Here is a 24,284-nt window from a genome sequence, read left to right on the forward strand (position 1 = left end):
CCCGCCCTATTGGTGGCGGAAGGTCACGACCAGCACGTCGCGATAGGCGGGTCTTGCGGGGTCGATCGGCCGGACGGCGGTGACGCCGTGATAGACGCGGTTATCGTCGACCAGGGCGGCGTCCAGTGGGTCGGTCAGGGTGAAATGGCCGACCGGGCGGCGATGGAGGTCGTGGATCGTCGTCTCGCCGCTGGCCACGTTCTGGCGCTGGACCATCAGGACCAGCACCCAGTCCACGCCGTCGCGATGGAGGCCTTCGGGCGTCGGCTCGCCGGGTTCGCCGGCGCGGGCCTCGATGCGGAACTGGTGGATTTCGACGTGCCAGGCGTCGGGGCGGCGGTCGGGCGGCGTGAGGTCCGTGACCAGGCGCCGCATCAGGCGCAGGATCGCGATGAGGGCGGGGTGGGTGCCGATGGCGGGTTCCACCGGGCTGAACCAGCGTTCGATCCCGCCATTCAGCTCGTTGTAATCGCGGCTCTGGTAATGGGGCTGGTGCTTCTTGCGCTCGATGCCCTGTGCCGAGACCGTGTAGGTGGCGTGCCGGCGGCGGCGGTAGCGGCCGCCGTCGGCCATGTAGCGGTCCAGCCCCAGCCGGTTCCAGCTTTCGGCGAATCCGTCCCAGTCGGCCAGGCCGTATGGCGCCAGCAGGGCATGCGTCGTGGGGGCGTGCAGGCAGGCGAAGCCGTCCTGCGCCAGGGGGGATTCGACGCCGGCGAGGTCGGCCGGGAGGGGGGTGTCATTCATGCGGCGGGTCCGGTTGGAGGGGCGCCGGCGCGGTGTTGGTATTGGCGGGCGGCGCCGGCTCGGCCTGTCCGATCAGGAAGGGCGAGGTGCCGAGATTGGTCATCATCGAGATGGAGGTGGGGGTCGGGAATTTTACCCCTTCGGCCACCATGCGCAGGCCCAGGCGCCGATAATATTCGCGCGACACCTTCCATTTGCTGCCCGGCGTGGTGCGGAACGACCCGATGAATTTCGCGCCGTTGCCGTCGGCATTGTCGACGCCGAGGAAGGTGAAGTCGGACAGGATCATCGGTGCGAACGCGGTATCGGCCCGCATGTCGGTCACGACTGCCGCCAGCACGCCGGCCACGCGGTCGGGGTTTTCGCTGAGGTCGAGCATGAAGCTGACGATGACGACATTATAGTCGCGCGAGGTGTTGGCAATCGAGGTGACGGACGAGAACGGGATGATGTGCACGTCGCCCGAGGTGGTCCGCAGGCGCAGGGTACGGATGGACAGATGCTCGACCGTGCCGGACACGCCGCCGGCCGTGACCCAGTCGCCGACCTGCATGGCGTTTTCCACCAGCATGAAGAAGCCGGTGATGAAATCCTTGACCAGGCTTTGCGAGCCGAAGGCGATCGCGGCGCCCATGATGCCCGCACCCGTCAGCAGCGGGGCCACGTTCAGCCCGATCTGCGACAGGGTGGTGACGGCGACGATGATGACGATGACCGTCAGCAGCACGGTCCGGATGATGGGCAGGACCGTGCGCAGGCGGATGGCGCGCGAGACCTGCTCGCTGCTTTCGAAATGATTGATCTGGTTCTGCAAGGCGGCGTTCGCGGCCTCCCACACCACGATGGCGACCGTGAAGGCGATCATGATCGACAGGATGGCGGCGACGATGCGCGTGCCCAGTTCGCCGTGCAGGAAGAAGGCGACGGCCGGGATGCCCCAGGCCTGAAGCAGGATGACGACCGTGACGAAGACCAGCAGCGCCGACAGGGAGCGCCTGGCATACGGATAGTAGTAATCGGCCCGGACCCGCAGGCCGGGATAGCGGGCCTCGACATCGTCGCTGATATGGAACAGCCGGTTCTGCGCGCCGAAGAGCAGGAGGGAGAGCATGCGCGAGACGACGATGACGACGATGGTCATGACAGTGGTGCGCCAGATCCAGGCATAGCCGCCCCGGACATGGGTTGCCCAGACCAGCCACAGGGCCATGTCGAACACCATTGCCGGCAGCCACCAGAGCTGGGCCAGCCGGCTGACGAAGAGCCAGAACGAGCTTTTCTGGAAGCGGGCCGGCGGGTGCAGGGCGGCGGCCACCTGATGGCGGATGCGCCAGATGAACACCGCGATCATGAGATGTTCGGCCAGCACCAGCGCGCGGATCAGGGCCTCGGTCCCGCGCGGGGCGAGGTGGAACAGGCCGCCCAGCGTGGAGAGGCAGACCACGATCGAGGGCATGGCGACCAGCACGTTCCACCAGCGGGTGACGATGCGGGCCGTGCGGTCGGATGCGCGGCACAGGCGGATGGTGGGCGATTTCGGCACCAGGACGGTTTCGACCAGCAGGTAGATGCCGCGGGCCGCGGCATAGGCGTTGGCCAGGGTGAGCGTGACCAGTTCGGCCTGCTCGCTGCCGCCGAGGAAGGTGGCGCCGGCATAGCCGACGCCCAGGAACAGCGCCACGGGCAGCAGCTTGGTCAGCAGATGCAGCAGCGAGAAGGGAATCCGGCGGATGATGCGCAGGGTTTCGACCTGCTTGCGGTCGTCCTGGCGCCTTGTGTCCTGGACCGTCCGTTCGGCCTGGGTTTCGCCGGTGGGGGTGGGGGCGTCGTCCTCGGCCTGGACCTGGGCCGCGCGCTGGTTCAGGCGGCGTTCGGCGTCGACCGCGCGGGCGGTGATGCTGGCCAGCGGCCGGCGCAGCGCGAGCGACAGGCCGCGTTCGGCGGCCATGGCGAGGAGGATGATCAGGCCCGCGCGGCCGAATGCGTCGAACAGGGCGTGCCGCGAATCCGGATCGGACAGTTCGGTGCGGAACCAGTGGCCGACGAAGGCCAGGTCGGCGAAGAGGGCGGCGAATTCGCGCGCCTGATGGACGACGCCGTTGCGCATGGTCGACAGTTCGTCCAGCACGTCGCTGCCCACGCTGTCGGGTTCCAGCCCCACATCCGATTTGTCGGCGGATGCGCCGGCCGGGCGGGCGGGGGCAGGCGCCGGTGCGGCCGGGGGGGCTGCGGGGCGCGGGGCGGGAGGCGTGGCGGCGGGGGCCTGCGGCAGGCCGTTTGCGATCGCGCTGAGGGTGCGGGTGAATTCGGCGCGCTTCTGCGGGTCATTCAGCACGCCCAGGACCTGCTGTGCCTGCTGGGCGGTCATGGCGGGGGGCGGCGATTGCGACGTGGACGGGGGCGGGGGTGCGGCATCGTCGGCGTGGCCGGCGGCCGACGGCAGGACGAGTGCGCCGAGAAGCAGGAGCAGGATCGGCATCAACCGCCATGGGCGCCGTCCGGCGCGGGGAAAGGAAGGGCCACGAACGGGGAAGACCGACATGCCTGTGTATTACCTCCTGGAGGGATGGCCGGGATTGGACCGGATCGTCACGCAGGGCCTGACTGGACATGCGCGCTTCGGCGATCCGGCGCGCATGTCCAGTCAGGCTCTCAGGGGGCGAGGATAGCGATCCGCGCTTCTCGCGTCACCGTGTCGCGGTCCAGATGATACAGCTCGTCCAGCAGGCGGACCTGAAGGCTGCCCGGTCCGGCGGCGTGGCGGGCCGCGCGTTCGCCCGCCACGCCGATCAGGACCATGGCGTGCGCGCAGGCGGCCGTCGCATCGGGTTCCACGGCCAGGCAGGCGCCGGCCAGCGCGGTGGCGGTGCAGCCCAGGGCGGTGACACGCGTCATCATCGTGTGCCCGTTCGCCACCGTGGCGATGCGCGTGCCGTCGGTGATGTAGTCGGTCGCGCCGCTGATGACGATGCTGGCGCCGGTGGCCCGGGCCAGCCGGCCGGCCGCGTGCAGGGCCTGTTCGGCGGCTTGCAGCGAATCCACGCCGCGCCCGGCGGGGGGCGGTTCGGCATGGCCTTCGCGCAGGTGGGCGAGGGCGAGGATTTCCGAGGCGTTGCCGCGAATCGCCCGGGGGGCATGGGCCAGGCTCTCGACCGCCACGCGGGCGCGGAAGGGCAGGGCGCCCACCGCCACCGGATCGAGGATCCATGGCGTGCCGGCCGCCTGTGCCGCGCGGGTGGCGCGGGCGATGGCGGCGGCCTGCGGCGCGGTGATGGTGCCGATATTGACCACCAGCGCGGCCGCCATGGCGGCGAAGGATTCGACTTCCTCCTCGGCGCTGACCATGGCGGGGGAGGCGCCGAGGGCGAGGAGGGCGTTGGCCGTGCTGTTCGCGGCCACGATGTTGGTGATGTTGTGGACCAGCGGCGTGGCGGCGCGGATGCGCTCCAGCGTCGTGGCCACGGCATCGGGGGTGAAGAGGATGTGCGACATGGGCTCACGCTCCCGCGAAGGTCGACCGCCGGCTTTTCGGGTAACTTTGCAAACAGCCTGCGAGAACCTGACCGTCAATGTGGACTGGTGAGCGAGAGCGGCCCGTCTGGTCGCCTCCGCCGTGGGTTTCCGAGCATCGGAGCGGAGCGGCCTTATGGGCCGTGAGCACCGAAGCGCAGGAAACGCGCGTCGGATCGCCGCCAGACCGCATTGACGGTCAGGTTCTCAGGTTGGTGGGGTGAAGCTGACCAGCGCCTCTTCCTGGCTGCGGATGACGCAGGTGCCGGCCAGCAGGTCGTGCAGGGCCTGGCGGCGCCGGGTCCAGACCACCATCAGGAAGCCCAGGCCGAGGGTCAGGATGGACAGGAAATGGCCCACATAGCGCACCGTGGCACGGCCGAAGCCGATCTGCCGGCCGTGAAGGTCCGTGACGCGCATGCGGCACACCCGCTTGCCGGGCGTGCCTTGCAGGCGCGAGGATTCGAACAGGACGTAATAGAGCGCCGGCAGGAGGAGTTGCAGGATCTCGTACACCCCGTTTCCGTGCCATGTCGGGTGGAACCCGCTGTAGGAATAGGAATAATCCACCGGGAGGGTGGTGGTCACGTCGCTGATGCGGACGATGTCGGAGATCTGGTACTTGTCCGCCGCCGCGCCGCCGTTGGTCAGCGTGACGGTGAGGCTGGGGGCGACCAGAATCCGCATGATCCCGCCCAGCACGCTGAGGATGCAGGCGTCGATGATCCAGGCCAGCGTCCGGAACCAGAAGCCCGCATAGACCCAGACATGGCGGGGATGGAGACTGCCGAACGGGTCGGAAAGCGGCGGCACGTCGGACATGGGGCGGTCTCCGCGCGGGTCGGTGAACTGCTTGGGTGTCAGCTGCGATAGGACCCGTTGATGTCGATATAGCCGTGGGTCAGGTCGCAGCTCCAGGCCGTGCCGGTGCCGTTGCCCAGGCCGAGATCGATCGTGATTTCGATTTCCGGGTCCTTCATGTGGGCGACGACCGGGGTTTCGTCATAGCCCGGGACCACGGTGCCCTCGCGGGCGATCCAGACGCCGCCGATGGCGACCGACAGCGTGTCGCGGTTGGCGGGTTCGCCGCTCTTGCCTACCGCCATGACGACGCGGCCCCAATTGGCGTCCTCGCCCGCGATCGCGGTCTTGACCAAGGGGGAATTGGCGACGGCCATCGCCACCTTGCCGGCGGATTCGTCGCTGACGGCGCCCTTGACCTGGATTTCGATCAGCTTGGTCGCGCCTTCGCCGTCGCGCACCACCAGCAGGGCCAGTTCCAGCAGCAGCTCGTCCAGCGCCTGGGCGAAGGAAGCCAAGGCCGGGTCGGCGGGGCCGGTGACGGGCGGGTTGGCGGCCTGGCCGGTGGCGAACAGCAGCACCATGTCCGAGGTCGAGGTGTCGGAATCGACCGTCGTGCGGTTGAAGCTGCGGTTGGTGCCCGCCGCCAGCAGCGGTTGCAGGACTGAGGGCGGCAGGGCGGCGTCGGTCGCCACGAAGCACAGCATGGTTGCCATGTCCGGCGCCACCATGCCGCTGCCCTTGGCGATGCCCTGGATGCGGACCGGCACGCCGCCGATTTCCGTCTCGCGCACCGCGGCCTTGGGGAAGGTGTCGGTGGTCATGATGCCGCGGGCCGCGTCGGCCCAGCCGGTTTCGGACAGGGTGGCGTACAGGCCGGGCAGGGCCGTGGAAATCTTTTCGAAGGGCAGGACTTCGCCGATCACGCCGGTCGAGGCCAGGAAGACCTCGCTGGCGGCGCAGCCGACCAGGCGGGCGGCGTCGGCGGCGTTGGCCTGCGTGGCCTCGTATCCGGCGCGGCCGGTGAAGACGTTGGCGTTGCCGGCATTGACCACCAGCGCGCGGGCCGAGCCGTCGGGCAGGGCGGCGCGGCACCAGTCGACGGGTGCGCCGGGGCATTTGTTGCGGGTGAAGACGCCCGCGACCGTGGTGCCGGGGACGAAATCGGCCATCACCAGGTCGGTCCGCCCCACATAGCGGATGCCGGCCGCCGTCGCGCCGAAACGCACCCCGGCCACGGGCGGAAGGTCCGGCAGCGCGCGGGCGAGGGGGGATACGGGGAGGGGAGCCATCGGTCCGGTCTTCTTTTCTGGGGGCGGCAATGGTCCGGCCCGCCGGGGCCGGACTGGATGTCGTGTATAACGCATCGGGGGCCGGCCGCGATGCTCCGGTTTCATGTGAAACCGGGATGCGCGGCCGGGCTGGGGGTTATTTCTTGACCGGAGCGGCCGGGGCCGGAGCCGCCGCCGGGGCGGGGGTGTCGGGGATCGGCTTGCCGCTGGGGTCGTAGCGGACGACCTTGACGCCGGAGACCGCCTTTTCGACCGCTTCGCGGACGCCCTGCTGGATCAGCTTCTGGCGGATTTCGTCACGCACCGCGTCCAGCTTGGGCACGGCGGCGGTGCGGGTATCCAGCACCTCGATGACGTGCCAGCCGTACTGGGTGTGCACCGGCGTCTGGCTGACCGTGTGGGGCTTCATGGTGAAGGCGGCGTCGGAGAAGGCCGGCAGCATGTCGCCCTTCTTGAACCAGCCCAGGTCGCCGCCATTCTGCTTGGCGGAGGCCTTGTCGGTCGATAGCTTGGTGGCCAGGGCCCCGAAATCGGCGCCGGCCTTGAGCTGCTTGATGACGTCCTTCGCCTCGGCTTCCGTCGCCACCAGGATATGGCGGGCGTGGATTTCCTGCTCCGGCTTCTTGTTGGCGTAGTTCTGGTCGTAATAGGCCTGGATCGCGGCGTCGGTCAGCGTCGGCGTGACCTTCTGCGAGAGGTAGGCGTTCTGCAGCGCGTTGGCGGCGGCGGTCTGCATCTGCTGCTTGACCTCGGGCTGGCTCTCCAGCCCTTCCTTGTGCGCCGCGAGCTGGATTGCCTTCTGGTCGATCAGCTGGTTCAGCAGCATCGGGAAGATCATGTTCGGCGGCAGCTGGCGCAGCTGCTGCGGCATGCCGGCCGCGGCCTGGCGCACGTCGTCGAGATGAATGTCTTCGCCATTCACGGTCGCGACGAGCGGGTTCGGATTGGCCGGGGGTGCCGGCTGGGCCGCGGCGGCGGCCGGCGCGGGCGCGGCGGCCGGGGCGGCGGCATGGGCATGAGGAATGGAAAGGGCAGGAACGAGCAGGGCTGCCGCCAGAATGGAGGCTGCCGGGCTGGAAGGCCGCATGTGTTGAGAACCCTAAGATATAAGCGTCCGAGGCATCATGGCCGAGCCTGTCCGCTCCTGCAAGGCTGGGCGGGAGGGGCGGGCTTCGGTTGACCGGTGGCGGCGTGGGTCCTATCTCAGATGCCGCGCGCGAGAATGCCCTTGCTCCAGTTTCAGCCCGTCCGGGGGTCCGGCCGGGTGTGGGGCCGCGCCATTCCGGAAGGTCTACATGTTCGCCAGTCTTGCCCGTGCCCTGTTTGGAACCGCCAACGATCGTTCTCTGAAGGCATTCCAGCGCCGCGTGCCCGAGATCAACGCGCACGAACCCGCGCTGCGTGCGCTGGACGACGCGGCCCTTGCGGCCAAGACGGTGGAGTTCCGGGAGCGGATCGCGAACGGCACGTCGCTGGACGCGCTGCTGCCCGAGGCCTTCGCGGTGGCGCGCGAGGCCGCGCGCCGCGTGCTGGGGATGCGCCATTTCGACGTGCAGCTGATCGGCGGCATGGTGCTGCATGCCGGGCGGATCGCCGAGATGCGGACCGGCGAGGGCAAGACGCTGGTGGCGACGCTGGCGGTCTATCTGAGCGCGCTGGCCGGCAAGGGCGTGCACGTGGTGACGGTCAACGACTACCTGGCCCGCCGCGATGCCGAGGAAATGGGCCAGATCTATGCCTTCCTGGGCCTGACCACGGGCGTGATCGTGCCCAACATGGCCGACGAGGAACGGCGCGCGGCCTATCGGGCCGACATCACCTACGGCACCAACAACGAATTCGGCTTCGATTATCTGCGCGATAACATGAAGTACCGGATCGAGGACATGGTGCAGCGCCCCTTCCACCATGCCATCGTGGACGAGGTGGATTCGATCCTGATCGACGAGGCGCGGACGCCGCTGATCATCTCGGGGCCGGCCGACGACAGTTCGGACCTCTACCGGTCGGTCGACGAGGTGGTGCGCGAACTGGTCAAGCTGCCCGAGGCCTACGAGAAGGACGAGAAGTTCCGCACCGTGATCCTGACCGATTCGGGGTCGGAACAGGTCGAGACCATGCTGCGCGAGGCGGGCGTGCTGTCCGAGGGCGGGCTGTACGACATCCACAATATCGCGGTGATCCACCACGTGCAGCAGTCGCTGCGGGCCCACACGCTGTTCGCGCGCGACGTGGACTACATCGTGCGCGGCGGCAAGGTGATCATCATCGATGAGTTCACCGGCCGCATGATGGACGGCCGCCGCTATTCCGACGGGCTGCACCAGGCGCTGGAAGCCAAGGAGCATGTCGAGATCCAGCAGGAAAACCAGACGCTGGCCTCGATCACCTTCCAGAATTATTTCCGCCTCTATCCCAAGCTGTCAGGCATGACCGGCACGGCGATGACCGAGGCCGACGAATTTGCCGAGATCTACAAGCTGGACGTGGTCGAGATTCCGACCAACCTGCCGGTGTCGCGCAAGGACGGGGACGACGAGGTCTATCTGACCGCGCGCGAGAAATACGATGCCGTCAGCACCCTGATCGAGGAGATCGCCAAGACGCCGCAGCCGGTGCTGGTGGGGACGACCTCGATCGAGAAGAGCGAGTACCTGTCCGAGCTTCTGAAGAAGCGGGGCATCCGCCACAATGTGCTGAATGCGCGGTTCCACGAGATGGAGGCGACGATCGTCGCCCAGGCCGGCGCGCCGGGGGCGATCACGATCGCGACCAACATGGCCGGGCGCGGCACCGACATCAAGCTGGGTGGCAATGTCGAGATGCGCATTCGCCAGGAGCTGGCGGATGTGACCGACCCCGAGGAAAAGGCGCGGCGCGAGGCCGAGATCCGCGCCCAGGTGGCGGAATATCACGACATCGTCCGCAAGGCGGGCGGGCTGTACGTGATCGGCACCGAGCGGCATGAGAGCCGCCGGATCGACAACCAGCTGCGCGGCCGCGCCGGGCGGCAGGGCGATCCGGGCAATTCGCGCTTCTTCATCTCGCTCGAAGACGATCTGATGCGCATCTTCGGGACCGAGCGCATGGGCGGGATGCTCCAGCGCCTGGGCCTGAAGGATGGCGAGGCGATCGTGCATCCTTGGATCAACAAGGCCCTGGAGCGCGCGCAGAAGAAGGTCGAGGCCCGCAACTTCGACATGCGCAAGAACACGCTGAAATACGACGACGTCATGAACGACCAGCGCAAGGAGGTCTATGCCCAGCGCCGGGAATACATGGCGGCCGAGGACCTGTCGGCCACGGTGCAGGAGATGCGGGCCGACGTTATCCACGACATGGTGCGCCGGCGCATCCCCGAGAAGGCGTTTGCCGAGCAGTGGCAGAGTGCCGAACTGGCCGAGGATGTGCGCGAGACCCTGGGGCTGGATCTGCCGATTGTCGACTGGGCGCGCGAGGACGGGGTGGATGGCGATGTCGTGACCGAGCGGCTGGACCAGGCGGCGACGCAGGCCCAGGCGGCCAAGGCTGCCAATTTCGGCCCCTCGGTGATGCGCTATATCGAGAAGCAGGTGGTGCTGACCACGTTCGATTCGGCGTGGAAGGAGCATCTGCTGGCGCTGGACCAGCTGCGCCAGGGCATCGGCCTGCGCGCCTATGGCCAGAAGGACCCGCTGAACGAGTTCAAGCACGAGGCGTTCCAGCTCTTTACCGCCATGCTCGACGATCTGCGCCTGCGCGTGACCTCGACCATGGCGCGGGTCGAGGTGGCGCCGCCGGTGCTGGACAATCCGTTTACGCACGCGGCCGAGATCCATGCCGATCCGCATGTGCCCGGCCTGACCTCGGAGCCCGGGCCCGGCGCGCTGTTCGGCGAGACGGCGGGGGACGTGACGATTGCAACCCCGATCGGGGCCAGTGCGATCATGCCCGACGATCCGTCGAGCTGGGGCGAGACGCCGCGCAATGCGGCCTGTCCCTGCGGGTCGGGGAAGAAGTACAAACACTGCCACGGCCGCCTGGCCTGAATGTTGGCCCGGAAACGCGCGCTGGCGGCGATCCGACGCGCGTTTCCTGTGCTCCGGTGCTCACGGCCTGTATGGCCGCTCCGCTCCGGTGCTCGGAAACACGCGACGGGCGTGCCGCCTTGCGGCACTCTCGCTCGCCAGCCCACGTTTCCGGGCCAACATTGAGCCGGGCCGGTCTATGATTTGATTGAAGAGTTAGAGAAGACGGACGATGGCGGGTCATTCCCAGTTCAAGAACATCATGCATCGCAAGGGCGCGCAGGATGCGCGTCGGGCGCGGCAGTTTGCCAAGGTGATCCGCGAGATTACCGTGGCGGCGCGGTCGGGTCTGCCTGATCCGGCGAGCAATCCGCGCCTGCGGGCCGCGATTTCGGCGGCGCGCGAGGTCAACATGCCCAAGGATACGGTCGAGCGCGCGATCAAGAAGGCGACGGGTGCCGGGGGTGGCGACGATTACGTGGAAGTGCGTTACGAGGGCTATGGCCCGGCGGGCGTGGCCGTGATCGTCGAGGCGCTGACCGACAACCGCAACCGCACGGCGTCGGACGTGCGGGCCGCGTTCTCGAAATATGGCGGGTCGCTGGGCGAGACCAATTCGGTGTCGTTCATGTTCACCCGGCTGGGCGTGATCGGCTATCCGGCGAGCGTTGCCAGCGAGGACGAGATGCTGGAGGCGGCGATCGAGGCGGGTGCCGAGAATGTCGAAAGCTCGACGGAAGGGCATGAGATCACCTGCCCGGTGGAATCGTTCTTCGCGGTGCGCGATGCGCTGGAGGCGCGTTTCGGCGAGCCGGCGAGCGCGAAATTCGACTGGCGCCCCGGAACGGTGGTGACGCTGGACGAAGACAAGGCGCGCACCGTGCTGAAGCTGATCGACGTGCTGGACGAGAGCGACGACGTGCAGGCCGTCTACGCCAATTTCGACCTGCCGGACGACGTGGCCGAGAGGCTGTCGGCCTGACGGGCCCGATGCCCCCCCGCCCGTCCGCGGGCATGGTCCGGTTGATGGGAATCGATCCGGGCCTGCGGTTTACGGGCTGGGGGATGATCGACGTGGCGGGCAACCGGCTGTGCCACGTCGCCGATGGCGTGATCGCGACCGATGGCGATGCGGCGGTGCCCGAGCGGCTGCGCTGCCTGCATGATGCGCTGCTGGAGCTGGTGCATCGGTTTGCGCCCGCCGAGGCGGCGGTCGAGGAAACCTATGTCAACCGCAATGGGTCCTCGACGCTGAAGCTGGGCTATGCGCGCGGGGTTGCGTTGCTGGTGCCGGCGCTGGCCGGAATCGCGGTTTCCGAATACGGTGCCATGGCGGTGAAGCGGGCGGTGGTCGGCACCGGTGCCGCCAGCAAGGATCAGGTGGAGATGATGGTGCGCCGTCTTCTGCCCACGGCGACGATCAGGCGGGCCGATGCTTCGGACGCGCTGGCGGTGGCCATTTGCCATGCGCATCATCGCGCCAGCGCCCTGCGCGTGGCGGGCGGGACGCGCACGGCATGATCGCGCAACTGACCGGGCTGGCCGGGCAGATCGAAGCCGATCGCTGCGTGATCGATGTCCATGGCGTGGGGTATCTGGTCCATGCCTCGACGCGTACCCTCTCCGCGCTGCCCAGCCCCCCCGAAGTGACGCGCGTGCTGGTGGAGACCGTGGTGCGCGAGGATGCGTTCCTGCTCTACGGGTTTGTCGATGCGGCGGAGCGGGACTGGTTCCGGCTGCTGACCACCGTGCAGGGGGTGGGAGCCAAGCTGGCGCTGGCGATTCTGTCCGCGCTCTCGCCCGCCGACGTGGCGGCCACCATAGCGGCGGCGGACAAGGCGGGGCTGACGCGGGTCTCTGGCGTGGGGGCGCGGCTGGCGGAGCGGATTCTGTCGGAGCTGCGCGACAAGGCGGGGAAGCTGCCTGTCGGCGCGGGCATCGTGCTGCCGGTGCAGGTGGCTTCGGCCGGGGTCGAGGGCGATGTCCTGCTGGCGCTGGCGGGGCTGGGCTTCCGCCGGGCCGAGGCGCAGCCGGTGGTGGCGCGGATTTTGGCGCGGCTGAAAGAGGCCGGCACCGGGCGGGAGGCCGACCTGGACGTGGTAATTCGTGAAAGCCTGCGGGAGCTGGCCCGATGAGCGAGCTGCCCCCCCGCGCGGTCGATCCCGGGCGCATGGACGAGGATGCGGCCGAGGCCGGGCTGCGCCCGCAGACGCTTGAGGATTTTACCGGGCAGAAGGCCAGCCGCGAGAACCTGGCGATCTTTATCGCCGCCGCGCGCGCGCGGGGCGAGGCGATGGACCATGTGCTGCTGCACGGGCCGCCGGGCCTGGGCAAGACGACGCTGGCGCAGATCGTGGCGCGCGAGCTGGGGGTGGGGTTTCGGGCGACCTCGGGGCCGGTGATCCAGCGCGCGGGGGACCTGGCGGCGATCCTGACCAACCTGCAGCCGCGCGACGTGCTGTTCATCGACGAGATTCATCGCCTGCAACCGGCGATCGAGGAAATCCTGTATCCGGCGATGGAGGATTTCCAGCTGGACCTGATCATCGGCGAGGGGCCGGCCGCGCGGTCGGTGCGGATCGACCTGTCGCCCTTTACCCTGGTCGCGGCGACCACGCGGGCCGGGCTGCTGGCGACCCCGCTGCGCGACCGGTTCGGCATTCCGCTGCGGCTGGTGTTCTACACCGCCGAGGAATTGCGGCGGATCGTCTCGCGCGGGGCGCGGAAGCTGCAATTCGACCTGACGCCGGAGGGGGCGGAGGAAATCGCCCGCCGGTCGCGCGGGACGCCGCGCATCGCGGGGCGCCTGCTGCGGCGGGTGCGGGATTTTGCCGCGGTTTCGGGTGCCGGTGCGGTGGACCGGGTGATGGCCGATGCGGCGCTGTCGCGGCTGGAAGTCGATTCGCTGGGGCTGGATGCGATGGACCGCCGCTATCTGCGGCGGATCGCGGAATATCATCATGGCGGGCCGGTCGGCGTCGAGACGCTGGCGGCGGCGCTGGCCGAGGCGCGCGATACGCTGGAAGACGTGGTCGAGCCCTATCTGATCCAGGAAGGGCTGGTGCTGCGGACCAGCCGCGGGCGGATGCTGGGCGAGCGCGGATGGCGGCATCTGGGGCTGGAACCGCCGCCCCGGCAGGCGGGCCAGGGGGATCTTTTGCTGGGAGAAGACGGATGAAGCACAGCATTCCGTTTCGCGTCTATTACGAGGATACCGACGCGGGGGGTGTTGTCTATCATGCCCGCTACCTGGCCTTTGCCGAGCGGGCGCGGACCGAGGCGATTCGCGGGCTGGGGCGCTCGGCGTTTTCGCTGCTGGAAGAATTCGGGCTGGCCTTCGTCATTCATCGCGCCGCCATCGACTACAGGCGGCCGCTGCGGCTTGACGATGTCGTGACCGTGACGACGCGGCTGATCGAGCTGGGCTCGGCCAGTTGCCGGCTGGAGCAGGAGTTCCTGCTGGAAGACAAATGCTGCGCCCATCTGGACGTCCGGCTGGCCTGCGTGCGTGCCGCCGACGGCCGGGCTGCCCGATTTCCGCCTTTATGGCATGATCTTCTGACCCGGTTGCTGGATTAGGACGACGCGTTTTTTCGCGTTTTCGTCCAGGGGGGAAATTTTTCCGCAAGGCTGCTGCGTCCCCCCCCGGGGGGTGCTTCTGCTTTCTTCTGGAAGCCTATAAGGAACAGTGAGGAAAGCAGTGTAGGGCTGCCCCGACTCGGCGTCGGGATCGCGGTGCCGAAGCTGCGTGCGGAAGGTGCAGGAGGCGTTTTTGGACCAAGCGGTTAACGCGGCGAATCTGGGCGCGGCGGCGTCCGACCTGTCGCTGTGGAGTTTGTTTCTGCACGCGGCGATCGTCGTCAAGCTGGTGATGATCGGCCTGGCGGTCAGCAGCGTCATCGTATGGGGCATCATCTTCGACAAGATCGTGACCCTGCGCCGCGTGAATCGCGAGGCGTCGGCGTTCGAGGACAAGTTCTGGTCGGGCGGCAGCCTGGACGATCTGTACGAATCCGACGGCGCCAAGCCGCTGCATCCGGTGGCGGCCGTGTTCGGCGCCGCGATGGGCGAATGGCGCCGTTCGGCGCGCATCGCGGGCATCGACCTGGCGCGCGGCGGGGTGAAGGAGCGGGTGGACCGCGCCATGAACATCACCATCACGCGCGAGATGGAGCGGCTGGGTCGCTGGATGATCTTCCTGGCCACGATCGGGCCGGTGGCGCCGTTTATCGGCCTGTTCGGCACCGTGTGGGGCATCATGCATGCGTTCGGGTCGATCGCGGCGATGCACAACACCAACCTGGCCGTGGTGGCCCCCGGTATTTCCGAGGCGCTGTTCGCCACCGCCATCGGCCTTGTGACCGCCATTCCCGCGGTGATCGCCTATAACGTCATCAGCAACAGTCTGGGACTGTTCGAGGACCGGATGGCGGCGTTCGGCACCGAATTCGCCGCGATCCTGTCCCGCCAGTCCGAAGAAAGGGGCTGAACCATGGGCGTTTCCCTCGGTGGAGGGGGCGGCCGCCGCGGGCGTCGGCGCCCCATGTCGGACATCAACGTCACCCCGCTGGTCGACGTCATGCTGGTGCTGCTGATCATCTTCATGGTGACGGCGCCGATGATGACCAGCGGCGTGAACGTAGACCTGCCGAAGACCGACGCGGCGCCGGTCAATGCCGACACCAAGCCGATCACGGTCTCCATCCGCAGCGATGGCGCGCTGTATCTGGGCGACAACCCGGTGTCGGCGGACCAGTTGCTGGACCAGCTGCGCGCGGCTGCCCAGAACGACCCGTCGCACCGCATCTTCGTGCGCGGGGACTCGCATATCGATTATGGGCGCGTGATGGAGGTGATGGGTCGCATCACGTCCGGCGGCTTTACCCATGTCGCCCTTCTGGCCCAGCAGCCGCCCTCGGGCGGCGGCGCGCCCTGACCGCCATCGGGTAGGAGAGCCGCCGTCGTGGTTCCGCCGCGTCGTTCCGAACGTAATCTGATGCGGTGGTCGATCGTCGCATCGGGTGTCGCGCATATGGTGCTGCTGGCGGCCGTGCTGCTGGGGCTGACGGTGCCCGTGCCGCCCGAGCCGCCGCCGCCGCCCACGATCGAGATGGAATTCGCCCCCTCGGACAGTGGCGGGACGCCGCACAAGGCCGACAAGCCGGCGCCCAAGCCGGCGCCCGCCCCGGCGCCGGTGCCGCAGGATGCCCCGCCGGCGCCCACGCCGCCGGTGAAGGCGCCGAACGAGGAAGCGGCCCCGCCGCCGCCTCCGCCGCCGCCCATGCCGCCGCCGCCGGAAACGCCGCCGGTGAAGCTGCCCGATACCCCGGTGCCGCCCAAGGTCGAGCAGCCGTCGCCCGATGCCGTGCCCGCGCCGCCGGCCCTGCCGTCGCCGCCCGTGCCCTCGCACGAGACGGCGCCGCCGTCGCCGCAGCCCGAGCCCGCGCCGTTGCCGAAGATGCAGCAATTCTCGCACATCACGCAGCCGAACGAGACGAAGAAGGCGGTGCCGGATACCCATTCGCTGCTGGCGACGCTGGATGCGTTCCGCGCCGACCAGAAGCAGACCCATCCGCCCAAGGCCCGGGCGAACCCGCTGCAGGGCGGCGCGCCCGACGGCGGTGGCGCGCCGGATGGCGACATTACCAGCGCGCTGAGCTCGGCCGAGCAGAAGGCGATCGGGAATGCCGTGCGCCGCTGCTACACCGAGGATACGGCGGCGAAGGATTACGCGCAGTTTGTGGCCCATCTGGTGGTGACGGTGGACGGCACGGGCATGGCCCGCATCGTGCAGTTCGCGCCCGAGACCCAGGCGCGGATGGCGGGTGATTCGTCCTATCGCGCGCTGGCCGAGCGGGCGCGGGCGGCGGTGCTGAGCCCGACCTGCGCGCAACTGCCCATACCCAAGGCGATGCTGGGGCAAACCCGGCAGCTCAAATTCGTTTTCCGTCCGTGAGGCAGCCCGGGCGCTGCCCGGTCCCCCAGGTGCTGCCCGGCCGATCTGTTCGAGGAGAAGACCATGCGTCCCAGTGACCTTTCGCCGATATCCGATGCCCAGGCCGCGCTGCTGGCGACCCATCTCGGCCGCCGCGCCCTGCTGGGGGCCGGGGGGATGGCCGCCGGCGTGATGGCCATGCCGCTGTCGGCGCTGGCCCAGGCCGCGCCCGGCGGCGCGGGCGATGCCGAGATTACGGTGGACCAGGCGCGCACGGCGCCGATTCCCATCGTCATTCCGGTGCTGGGCGGCGATGCTGGCCAGCAGGTCAGCAGCGTGATTTCCGGCGACCTGGGCAATTGCGGCCTGTTTACCCCGATCGATGCCGCGCTGCCGGTCGGCGTGCCGGATTTCGGCACCTACAAGTCGCTGGGCGCGCGGGCGCTGGTCAGCGGCACGGCCACCACCGGCGCCGGGGGGCTGCGCGTGGAGTTCCGGCTGTGGGACGTGCTGACCGGGCAGCAGATCCAGGGCACCGCCTATACGGCGGGCGCCGGGGATGCGCGCAAGATCGCACATATCATCGCCGATGTGATCTATGAGCGGCTGCTGGGCGAGAAGGGCTATTTCAATTCGCGGATCGCGTATATCGCCCGTTCCGGCCCGCGCGCGCACCAGACGACGCGGCTGGCGATCATGGATCAGGACGGGGCCAACAGCCATTACCTGTCCGGCGGCCAGTGGCTGACCCTGACCCCGCGTTTCAGCCCGGTCAGCGAACAGCTTGCGTTCATGTCCTACGCCAACAACCGGCCGCGCGTGTATGTGCTGAGCCTGGCGACGGGGCGGCAGCAATTGCTGGGCGATTTCGACGGGATTTCGTTCGCGCCGCGCTTCGCGCCCGATGGGCGGACGGTCGTGATGTCCGTCACGCGTGGCGGGGGATCGGATATCTATACGGTCGACCTGGCCTCGCGCGCCAAGCGGCAGCTGACCAGCTCCGGCGCCATCGATACCAGCCCGTGCTTCAGCCCCGACGGATCGCAGATCGTCTTCAACTCGGATCGGGGGGGATCGCCGCAGCTTTACATCATGAGTGCCGGCGGCGGCGGGGCGAAGCGGATTTCGTACGGCAACGGGACCTATGGCTCGCCGGTCTGGTCGCCGCGCGGCGACCTGATCGCCTTTACCCGCATCGCCAATGGCAGCTTCTCGCTGGGCGTGATGGCGCCCGACGGCACCGGCGAGCGGATCCTGACCCAGGGCTTTACCGTGGATACGCCGACCTTCTGCCCCAATGGCCGGGTGCTGGCCTTCTGCCGCCAGACGGCGGCCGGGGCGGGGGGCGCCGGGTTCTCGTCCTCGATCGGGACGATCGATATTACCGGCTTCCACGAGCGCTCGATTCCGGCGGTCGGTATGTCGTCGGATCCTGCCTGGTCCCCGCTGAACGGTTGAAAACATGGCGGGAATGGCGCGCTACTGTGCTTTTCCCGCCGATGTACAAAACAAGATGCCCGGCATGTGTTACGGGCATCTTGACGGTCTGTCACGTCTGGCGCTAACGGGCAGTGGGCTCCACTGTTCGCATAGTTCTGTCGTCGGGTTGTTGACGGAACAAAACGAGTGTCGGAACCAGATAAAGCTTACCGGCAACTTAATCATATGGTTCCGTGCGGGAACCGATCTCAGGATCTAAAACCAATGAGACTGAAGCTTCTTGGTGCGCTTGGCATGGCCGTGTTTCTCGCGGCGTGCTCGGACGATACGAACAAGGGCGCCACGACCGGAACCGGTGCCGCCGCCCAGAGCACTGGCGTGACGCCCGGCAGCGAAGCCGACCTGGTCGCCAATGTCGGCGATCGCGTCTTCTTCGAACTGAACAAGAACAACCTGTCCAGCGAAGCCCAGGCGACGTTGGACCGCCAGGCCGCCTGGCTGGCGAAGTACCCGCAGGTCACCGTGCAGCTGGCCGGCAACTGTGACGATCGCGGCACCGAAGAGTACAACATCGCCCTGGGCGAGCGTCGTGCCAATGCGGCGCGCGACTACCTGGTGGCCAAGGGCGTTGCCGCCTCGCGCATCACGACGATCTCCTACGGCAAGGATCGTCCGACCGCGACGGGCGACAGCGAAGAGTCCTGGGCCCAGAACCGTAACAGCATCACGTCGGTTCGCTGAGCGAACCGGCCGACGCGTTCGTTCGGCTGAAGGAAGCCGGCCAGGTGTCTCACCTGGCCGGCTTTTTTATTTTACGGCTGCCGCTTCTTCATGGCTGGGGCGTGCGAGATCTCTTTCCGCGTTCGGGGCGGGCGTGCATAAGAGGCTGTTTATGACCTCGTATCGTCGCGTCCGGCGATCGGCATCGGTCCGGCCGACGGTGCGTTTATGGAGACATCCGTATCATGCGGTCTGTTGCCTTCCGCCCTTTTTCGTTGTCTCGACATCGCGGGCTGACCCCGTGCGCAAGGGGGTTGGCGATCCTGACCCTGCTGGCCGGCCTGTCGCCGCTGGCGGTGCGCGCGCAGGACGCCGAGCAAATGACGAGTCGTGAAGGGATCGCGCTGCAGAACCAGATCATGGATCTGCGCCAGCAGCTTTCGCAGATGCAGTCGGCGGGGCCCGGGCAGGGCAATATCCTTCCGCCCCCCGCGCCCGAGGCCGGCGGTGGCAATGGGGGCCCGCCGGTGGCCGGTGGCGGCGACCTGACCGCGCAACTGCTGGACCGGGTGATGACCCTGGAACAGCAGGTGCGCGACATGCGCGGGCAGCTCGACCAGCTGACCAACCAGGTGCAGCAGCAGAACGCGACCCTGGCGAAGCAGATCGACGACATGAATTTCGCCATGCAGAATGGCGGGCACCCGGCGCCGCGGCCGGCTGCGGCACCGGCCGAGGCGCCGGATGCGCCTGCCGAGGCCGGCCCTGCCGCGCCTGCCCCGGACGGGGAGGAGGCGCCGGCGGCCAAGCGCACCCCCGAGATCGTGCTGCGGGACGGCAATGCGGCCTTGATGCATGGGGATTATGCGGGGGCGCAAGCGGCGGCCAAGCAGGTGCTGGCGGGTCCGCGCGGCCCGTTGCAGATCGATGCGCAGTTTCTGATGGCGCAGTCGCTGGCCGGGCAGAAGCAGTATCGCCAGTCGGCCGTCGCCTATTACGATACCTATAACCGCTCGCCGCGTTCGGGCCGTGCGCCCGATGCGCTGCTGGGGGTGACGGCGTCGCTGCTGGCGATGGGGGACAAGAATTCGGCATGCCAGGCGCTGGCCAAGCTGAAGAGCGAGTTCCCGTCGCCGGCGCCGCGCGTGAAGACGGCCGAGACGGCCTATCGCACCCGCGCGGGATGCCACTGAGCGCCACGCAGGCACACGCCCGGCGCGGCCGCCCGAACGGGGAGGCTGGCGCCGGGATTCTGGATGACGGACGCTTTGCCGCCATCATGGCGGGGCTGGGGCCCTGGTTGCCCGACGGGGCGGGCATGCCCGAGATCGGGATTGCGGTGTCGGGGGGGGCGGACAGTCTCTGCCTCGCTTATCTGGCGGGACGCTGGCGCCGTGCGGTGCGGGCGCTGATCGTCGACCATGGGTTGCGGCCGGCCGCTTCCGCCGAGGCGCGGCTGACGCGCGACCGGCTGGCCCGGCTGGGCATTCCCTCCGAAATCCTGGTGCTGGAGGGGCTGCGCCCCGGCCCTGGCGTCGCCGATCGGGCGCGGCGGGCGCGTTATGCGGCCCTGTCCGCTGCTTGCCGCCGGGCGGGCATTGTCGACCTGCTACTGGGCCATCATGCGGGGGACCAGGCGGAGACCGTGATGATCCGTCGCCGGGCCGCCAGCGGGCCGGATGGTCTGGCGGGGATGGGGGCGGTGACGTTTGCCGGTGACCTGCGCCTTGTGCGGCCTTTTCTGGATGTCGAACCGGCCGTCCTGCGCGGCACGTTGCGGTGCGCGGGGCTGGACTGGGTGGAAGACCCGTCGAATGCCGATCCGCGTGCCGAACGGGCCCGGCTTCGGGCCGCGCTGGGTGCCGATCCATCGGCCGGGCGGCGGCTGCGGGCGGAGGCGCGGCAGGCGGGGTTGGCGCGGATGGCGCGCGATGCCGGGCAGGCGCTGTGGCTGGCGCGTGGCGTGACGGTCGCCGAGGGCGGCTGGGTGGCGCTGGCGGAGGACCCGGCCTGTCCGCGCATGCTGGCCTTTCTGCTGCGTGCGGTGTCGGGGCGGGATTATCTGCCGCCCTCGCGGGCGGTGGCGGCGCTGTGCGCCGATCCGCGCCCGGCCACGCTGGCCGGCGTCTGCCTGGTGGCGGCGGGCGCGGGCCTGCGCCGCGCCGGGTTGCGCTGGCTGCTGCTGCGCGAGGAGGGGGCCATGCAGGCCCCCGTGCCGGCGGTGGCGGGCTGCGTCTGGGACGGGCGGTTCGTGTTGTCGGCGCCGGCCGGCGCCGACCTGCGGGGCGTGACGGTAGGCGCGGCGGGGCCCGTGGGGCGATGGATGCCGCCGCCGGACTGGAAGACGCCCTGGCCGGCCCGGGCGCTGCGCACGGTACCGGCCCTGTTTCGCGACGGGCGGCTGGTCGGGGTGCCGACGATGGGGATCTGCCGTGACCCGGGCCTGGCGGGTGTGCGGCTGGCGCTGATGCCAAGCGGGGTGGCGGCCGAGGCGGGACGTTTTGCACAGGGGCCGGCCGGGGGGCAATGAACGGGCGGGAGAGCGGATTTTCACGCCGGGGGGCAATTAAAGACCGGTCGTGGGGGTGTGAATGTCGCCCGAACAGCCTATGTATGGCTAAATCGAGGTAGAGAAGGCGTCTGGCTGCCGGTCAGAAGGGGCCTTACCTGCGTGTTTCGGCACCAGGCGGTATCCGGGTGGCGTCAAGCGTATGGAACAATGGGCAAGATGAACAATTTTGGCCGGAACCTGGCCCTCTGGGTAATCATTATCGTACTGCTGTTGCTGCTGTTCAACGTCTTCCAGCCTGGAAGCACGCAGCATGCGGCGCAGCAGCTGGCATATTCCGATTTCATCGGGGATGTGAACAACGGGCGCGTGCGCTCGGTCGTCGTGCAGGATCATAACGTCTCCGGCACGCTGACGGACGGCACCTCGTTCGAGACCTATACGCCCCAGGATCCGACGCTGATCCCGCGCCTGACGGAAAAGGGCGTGGAGGTGATGGCGAAGCCGCAGGATAGCGATTCCAATCCGTTCCTGCGCTATCTGATCAACTATGCCCCGATCCTGCTGATGTTCGGCGCTTGGATCTTCATCATGCGCCAGATGCAGGCGGGTGGGGGCCGGGCGATGGGCTTCGGCAAGTCGCGCGCCAAGATGCTGACGGAAAAGCAGGGGCGGGTGACGTTCGAGGACGTCGCGGGTATCGACGAGGCCAAGAGCGAGCTTCAGGAGATCGTGGACTTTCTGCGCGATCCGCAGAAATTCACCCGGCTGGGCGGCAAGATCCCCAAGGGCGTGCTGCTGGTCGGCCCGCCGGGCACCGGCAAGACGCTGCTGGCCCGCGCCATCGCCGGCGAGGCGAACGTCCCCTTCTTTACCATTTCGGGCTCCGATTTCGTCGAGATGTTCGTCGGTGTGGGTGCGTCGCGCGTGCGCGACATGTTCGAGCAGGGCAAGAAGGCCGCGCCGTGCATCATCTTCATCGATGAAATTGACGCGGTCGGCCGGCATCGCGGTGCGGGCCTGGGCGGCGGCAACGACGAGCGTGAGCAGACGCTGAACCAGATGCTGGTCGAGATGGACGGTTTCGAGAGCAACGAGGGCGTGATCCTGATCGCGGCGACCAACCGCCCCGACGTGCTGGACCCGGCCCTGCTGCGCCCCGGCCGCTTCGACCGCCAGGTGGTGGTGCCCAACCCGGACGTGGTGGGGCGCGAGAAGATCCTGCGCGTGCATATGCGCAAGGTTCCGCTGGCGTCGGATGTCGACCCCAAGGTGATCGCGCGCGGCACGCCGGGCTTCTCGGGCGCCGACCTGGCCAACCTGGTGAACGAGGCCGCGCTGATGGCCGCCCGCCTGGGCAAGCGCACGGTCGCGATGCTGGAATTCGAGAACGCCAAGGACAAGGTGCTGATGGGCGCCGAGCGTCGCTCGCTGGTCATGAGCGAGGACGAGAAGCGGATGACCGCCTTCCACGAGGGCGGGCATGCGCTGGTCGCGATCATGACGCCGGGGGCCGACCCCGTGCACAAGGCCACGATCATTCCGCGTGGCCGGGCGCTGGGCCTGGTGATGAGCCTGCCCGAGGGCGACCGTTATTCGAAGAGCCGGGCCAAGTGCCTGGGCGAGCTGACGCTGGCCATGGGTGGACGCGCGGCCGAGGAGATCATCTTCGGGGCCGACAACGTGTCGAACGGGGCCTCGGGCGATATCAAGATGGCGACCGACCTGGCGCGCCGGATGGTGTCGGAATGGGGCATGAGCGAGAAGCTGGGCATGATCGCCTATGGCGATAACGGGCAGGAGGTCTTCCTGGGCCACAGCGTGACCCAGAACAAGAACGTGTCCGAAGAGACGGTTCGCGAGATCGACGACGAGATCAAGAGCCTGATCGACAGTGCCTATGCCAGGGCGCGGACGATGCTGATCGAGCATGTCGACGACCTGCATCGCCTGGCCAACGCGCTGCTGGAATACGAGACCCTGTCTGGCGAGGAAATCCGCCAGGTGCTGCGCGGCGAGGCGATCGTGCGGGTGGTGGTGGATGATCCGATGCCGGAAAATCGCCGGTCTTCGGTTCCGCCCACGCCGCCGGCGGCGCCGCTGCCTTCGCCGGGGGGCGGGGGTGGCCTCGATCCGGCGCCGCAGCCGGGCTGACGCCGGCGTCGGGAGTTGGCGTTTGCGGGATGCGCAGGGAAAACAGGCGGGGGTAGCTCCGTCTGTTTTCGTTTCCAGGGTGTTTCGGGCATCTCGATGATGGGGCGGGAGGTCGATGGACGCTTTGCGGCTGCTTGAACCGGCGGGGCTGGTATTCGGGCGGGATGCCCATGAGGCGGTGGATGCGGGGTTGGCCCACTGGCTGGCCGGTGGGCCGGCGGCCTTTACCCTTGCGCGGCTGATCGCGGGCGATGGGGCCCGGCTGGTCCGGTCGGCGGACGTGCCCGCCGGCTGGCTGGATGTGCTGGCGCGGGTGACGGCCCCTCTGCCTTCGGCGGCGCTGCCGCCGGGCCCGCAGGTGATGGGCATCCTGAACGTGACCCCGGACAGTTTCAGCGATGGCGGCCGCCATTTCGGTGCCGAGGCGGCGATTCGCGCCGGGATCGCCATGATCACGGCGGGGGCGGGGCTGCTGGATATCGGCGGCGAGAGTACGCGGCCCGGTTCCGCCGTGGTGACGCCGGAGGAGGAATGGGCGCGCATTGCCCCCGTGCTGGCGGCATTGCGGCACCAGTCCGACGTTGCGCTGTCGGTCGATACGCGCAATGCGGCGACCATGTCGGCGTCGCTGGGGGGCGGGGCGGCGCTGATCAACGACATTTCGGCCCTGCTGCACGATCCGCAGGCGCTGGCGGTGGTGGCCGATGCCGGGTGCCCGGTGGTGCTGATGCATATGCGCGGCACCCCGCAGACCATGCAGCATTTCGCGACCTATGACGACGTGGCCGTCGAGGTGACGCGGGAGCTGGCCGCGCGGATCGACGAGGCGGTGGCGAACGGGATTGCCCGCGAGCGGATCGTCGTCGATCCCGGGATCGGCTTTGCCAAGGACGCGGCGCAGAATATCGAGATGATGCGGCGGCTGCCGATCCTGGCCAATCTGGGATGTCGCGTGCTGCTGGGGACCTCGCGCAAGCGCGTGCTGGGGGAACTGGCCGGGGTGCCGGTGGCGTCGGATCGCGATCCGGCCACGATTGCGAGCAGCCTGCCGGGACTGGAACTCGGCAACACCATCCTGCGTGTGCATAACGTGCCCGCCATGGTGCAGGCGCTCCGGGTCTGGCAGGGATTGTGGAGCTGCGATAAGCCGGACAGGACTCAGTCGCGGTGAA

General features: G+C 68.6%; 21 protein-coding genes. 15 read left to right on the forward strand and 6 right to left on the reverse strand.

The window, feature by feature from the left end:
* Nucleotides 1–6: 6 nt before the first annotated feature.
* The 6 genes from HLH27_RS01945 to HLH27_RS01970 all read right to left on the reverse strand — a co-directional run bounded on the left by HLH27_RS01945 (nt 7) and on the right by HLH27_RS01970 (nt 7,434).
* On the reverse strand, nt 7–744 hold the full coding sequence (locus HLH27_RS01945; protein ID WP_182947384.1) for a 2OG-Fe dioxygenase family protein: 738 nt from the start codon (nt 742–744) through the stop codon (nt 7–9).
* Nucleotides 737–3,223, reverse strand: a complete 2,487-nt coding sequence (locus HLH27_RS01950) for a mechanosensitive ion channel family protein (protein ID WP_182947385.1) — start codon at nt 3,221–3,223, stop codon at nt 737–739. The genes HLH27_RS01945 and HLH27_RS01950 overlap by 8 nt, the downstream gene beginning before the upstream one ends.
* 173 nt (nt 3,224–3,396) lie before the next feature.
* Nucleotides 3,397–4,236, reverse strand: coding sequence for a hydroxyethylthiazole kinase (gene thiM / locus HLH27_RS01955; protein WP_182947386.1), 840 nt, complete (start codon nt 4,234–4,236; stop codon nt 3,397–3,399).
* A gap of 225 nt (nt 4,237–4,461) precedes the next feature.
* Entirely contained in the window at nt 4,462–5,076 is a 615-nt protein-coding gene (locus HLH27_RS01960; RefSeq protein WP_182947387.1) for an RDD family protein, read from the reverse strand.
* Between the two features lie 38 nt (nt 5,077–5,114).
* A complete protein-coding gene (argJ, locus tag HLH27_RS01965) occupies nt 5,115–6,347 on the reverse strand; it encodes a bifunctional glutamate N-acetyltransferase/amino-acid acetyltransferase ArgJ (RefSeq protein ID WP_182947388.1) in 1,233 nt (410 codons plus the stop codon).
* Nucleotides 6,348–6,483: 136 nt separating this feature from the next.
* Nucleotides 6,484–7,434, reverse strand: a complete 951-nt coding sequence (locus HLH27_RS01970) for a peptidylprolyl isomerase (RefSeq protein ID WP_182947389.1) — start codon at nt 7,432–7,434, stop codon at nt 6,484–6,486.
* Nucleotides 7,435–7,642: 208 nt separating this feature from the next.
* On the opposite strand from HLH27_RS01970, the gene secA reads away from it, so the two are divergent.
* From secA to folP, 15 genes are all read left to right on the forward strand, one after another.
* Nucleotides 7,643–10,375 carry a preprotein translocase subunit SecA gene (gene secA, locus HLH27_RS01975; RefSeq protein WP_182947390.1) on the forward strand — a complete coding sequence of 911 codons (2,733 nt, stop codon included), beginning with the start codon at nt 7,643–7,645 and terminating at the stop codon, nt 10,373–10,375.
* A gap of 211 nt (nt 10,376–10,586) precedes the next feature.
* The gene (locus HLH27_RS01980) at nt 10,587–11,336 is read left to right on the forward strand and encodes a YebC/PmpR family DNA-binding transcriptional regulator (RefSeq protein WP_182947391.1); all 750 of its coding nucleotides are present in this window, start codon (nt 10,587–10,589) and stop codon (nt 11,334–11,336) included.
* 32 nt (nt 11,337–11,368) lie between these two features.
* On the forward strand, nt 11,369–11,875 hold the full coding sequence (gene ruvC, locus HLH27_RS01985; RefSeq protein WP_182947517.1) for a crossover junction endodeoxyribonuclease RuvC: 507 nt from the start codon (nt 11,369–11,371) through the stop codon (nt 11,873–11,875).
* Nucleotides 11,872–12,489: a Holliday junction branch migration protein RuvA gene (gene ruvA / locus HLH27_RS01990; RefSeq protein ID WP_182947392.1), complete on the forward strand. Its 618-nt coding sequence runs from the start codon at nt 11,872–11,874 to the stop codon at nt 12,487–12,489. Before ruvC ends, ruvA begins: the two co-directional genes overlap by 4 nt.
* Nucleotides 12,486–13,532, forward strand: a complete 1,047-nt coding sequence (ruvB, locus tag HLH27_RS01995) for a Holliday junction branch migration DNA helicase RuvB (RefSeq protein WP_182947393.1) — start codon at nt 12,486–12,488, stop codon at nt 13,530–13,532. Before ruvA ends, ruvB begins: the two co-directional genes overlap by 4 nt.
* A complete protein-coding gene (gene ybgC / locus HLH27_RS02000; RefSeq protein WP_220790222.1) occupies nt 13,529–13,933 on the forward strand; it encodes a tol-pal system-associated acyl-CoA thioesterase in 405 nt (134 codons plus the stop codon). Before ruvB ends, ybgC begins: the two co-directional genes overlap by 4 nt.
* Before the next feature lie 193 nt (nt 13,934–14,126).
* Entirely contained in the window at nt 14,127–14,843 is a 717-nt protein-coding gene (gene tolQ / locus HLH27_RS02005) for a protein TolQ (RefSeq protein ID WP_182947394.1), read from the forward strand.
* Between the two features lie 3 nt (nt 14,844–14,846).
* Nucleotides 14,847–15,290 (forward strand): protein TolR, encoded by a 444-nt coding sequence (gene tolR, locus HLH27_RS02010; RefSeq protein WP_182947395.1) that lies wholly within the window; start codon nt 14,847–14,849, stop codon nt 15,288–15,290.
* A gap of 27 nt (nt 15,291–15,317) precedes the next feature.
* Complete coding sequence (locus tag HLH27_RS02015; RefSeq protein ID WP_182947396.1) at nt 15,318–16,310, forward strand: energy transducer TonB; 993 nt, start codon at nt 15,318–15,320, stop codon at nt 16,308–16,310.
* A 63-nt stretch (nt 16,311–16,373) separates the two neighbouring features.
* The gene (gene tolB, locus HLH27_RS02020; protein ID WP_182947397.1) at nt 16,374–17,747 is read left to right on the forward strand and encodes a Tol-Pal system beta propeller repeat protein TolB; all 1,374 of its coding nucleotides are present in this window, start codon (nt 16,374–16,376) and stop codon (nt 17,745–17,747) included.
* 246 nt (nt 17,748–17,993) lie between these two features.
* Nucleotides 17,994–18,470, forward strand: coding sequence for a peptidoglycan-associated lipoprotein Pal (gene pal / locus HLH27_RS02025; RefSeq protein ID WP_182947398.1), 477 nt, complete (start codon nt 17,994–17,996; stop codon nt 18,468–18,470).
* 224 nt (nt 18,471–18,694) lie between these two features.
* Nucleotides 18,695–19,642 (forward strand): tetratricopeptide repeat protein, encoded by a 948-nt coding sequence (locus tag HLH27_RS02030; protein WP_408870768.1) that lies wholly within the window; start codon nt 18,695–18,697, stop codon nt 19,640–19,642.
* Nucleotides 19,633–20,979 (forward strand): tRNA lysidine(34) synthetase TilS, encoded by a 1,347-nt coding sequence (gene tilS / locus HLH27_RS02035; RefSeq protein WP_182947399.1) that lies wholly within the window; start codon nt 19,633–19,635, stop codon nt 20,977–20,979. Before HLH27_RS02030 ends, tilS begins: the two co-directional genes overlap by 10 nt.
* Nucleotides 20,980–21,177: 198 nt before the next feature.
* Nucleotides 21,178–23,112 carry an ATP-dependent zinc metalloprotease FtsH gene (gene ftsH / locus HLH27_RS02040; RefSeq protein ID WP_275943877.1) on the forward strand — a complete coding sequence of 645 codons (1,935 nt, stop codon included), beginning with the start codon at nt 21,178–21,180 and terminating at the stop codon, nt 23,110–23,112.
* 115 nt (nt 23,113–23,227) lie between these two features.
* The gene (gene folP, locus HLH27_RS02045) at nt 23,228–24,283 is read left to right on the forward strand and encodes a dihydropteroate synthase (RefSeq protein ID WP_182947401.1); all 1,056 of its coding nucleotides are present in this window, start codon (nt 23,228–23,230) and stop codon (nt 24,281–24,283) included.
* Nucleotide 24,284 lies beyond the last annotated feature (1 nt).

The sequence above is a fragment of the Gluconacetobacter takamatsuzukensis genome, from assembly GCF_014174275.1.
Lineage (GTDB): Bacteria > Pseudomonadota > Alphaproteobacteria > Acetobacterales > Acetobacteraceae > Gluconacetobacter > Gluconacetobacter takamatsuzukensis.